The organism is Dyadobacter sp., assembly GCF_051859145.1.
GTDB lineage: Bacteria > Bacteroidota > Bacteroidia > Cytophagales > Spirosomataceae > Dyadobacter.
The window spans coordinates 1-1,778 of record NZ_JBHYGF010000217.1 but is presented as its reverse complement, the minus strand read 5'-3'; the positions used below and the strand labels follow the sequence as shown (position 1 = coordinate 1,778).

1 protein-coding gene is annotated in these 1,778 nt (G+C 50.7%); it reads left to right on the top strand.

The window, feature by feature from the left end; genetic code table 11:
- The coding region (locus ACTIE6_RS13555) for an ATP-binding protein (protein WP_439557148.1) at nucleotides 1–1,778 on the top strand (1,778 nt) is incomplete at both ends.

The window sequence follows — 1,778 nt, the reverse complement described above, 5'->3', positions numbered from 1 at the left end:
TTACCAAACCACAGCCGGTATCAGGCGCGACCTTGCACGCTGCGAGGCTGAATTGCAAAAGGTAGTCAATGCATTACCATTTCAAATTGGCGGACATGACACTCCCGGCCGGTTCAATCTTTCCAATCAGCTTTTCGGCCGGGATCAGGAGCTAGACACATTGACAACAGCCTTCGGGCGCATTGGCGAGCGCAACGAAATGGTGCTGGTTTCAGGGAATTCGGGGATCGGCAAATCTTCGCTGATCCGCGAGCTGCAAAACCGGGTGGAGACTGAAAACGTGCTGTTTATCACCGGAAAGTTTGACCAGTATGTTCAGAACATTCCTTTCGAGGCGATTATACAGGCTTTTAAAGAGCTGGTCTGCAAGATTTCCAAAGGTGACCAGGGCTGCTGGAAAGCACAGATACTGGACGCGGTGGGTGTTTTTGGACAGATTATTATTGATGTAATCCCCGACCTGGAAAAGATCATCGGTACCCAACCGCTTGTCGAGCCTTTGACGCCCGTTGAGGCGCAGAACCGTTTTGTAAATGTCTTCACGCAGTTTATTAATGTATTTACCAGAAAAGAACACGCGCTGGTCATTTTCCTCGACGATCTGCATTGGGCTGATCCTTCCAGTTTGCGGTTTCTGGGTCGGGTTACCTATTCCGTGGAAGGCTCCAATCTGCTCATTATAGGTACGTACCGCGACAATGAATTGACCGAAAATCATCCGCTGCGCGCTGCATTAAAGGATATGGACGCGGCGGCCGCTGGTTTGACCCAACTCACATTGTATCCATTGCAGTCTGTCGACATTACAGAAATGGTATCCGATACATTTTCCTGTCCGCCCAACATCGCCGCACAGCTCGCCGACGTGGTGCTCACCCGCACGCTGGGAAACCCGTTTTTTGTTTCCGAAACGATCAAAGACTTGGTGGCGAATGGACTGGTAACATACAGCAGACAGCAACATAAATGGACCTGGGACCAGCAGGAAGTAGCAGGCTACGCATTGTCTGGAACATCGCAGCAGTTACTCACTTCCAAAATCCAACACCTGGCCGAGCCGGCGCGGCAGGCTTTGGTTACCGCATCCTGCATTGGTTCGGATTTCGATCTGGTCATGCTTTCGGCATTGAATGATAAAACACCGCAGGAAACGGCGGAAGATTTGCGCGAGGCGGTCACCGAAAATTTATTGCGCCTCTCGGCCGATCGCGGAAATGAACAGCAATTTCTGACATCGAAACGCTACCGTTTTGTCCACGATCAGGTGCAGCAGGCAGCTTACAACCTGTTGTCGACCGAATTGCGGGACGAAATGCACGTGAATATCGGCTACTTTTTGCTGGAAAGACTGTCAGCCGCCGAGCGCCATGATCAGCTTTTTGAGGTCGTAAACCACCTCAATCATCACCCGAAAAACTTTTCACAACCCGAGGAGCGGCATAAAATTGCAGGATTGAATTTAGAAGCAGGCAAAAAAGCCAGATCCTCCGCAGCCTATTCCGTGGCTAAGGCATATTTCAGGATTGGACAGGAAATGCTGGTAGATGAAGACTGGACAAATGCGTATCAGCTTACATTCGACCTGCACCTGCATCTGGCCGAGAGTGCCTACCTCGCCGGCGACGCGGCAACTTGTATGAGCGTTGCTGAATTGGCATTAGATCACACAAAGAACGCGTCCGACCGGATCGAGCTTTATCACACCCAGATCCAGAGCCTGATATTTCATGAGCAGCACCTGGCGGCTATCACACTCTCATTGAAGGTGCTAAAAGGTT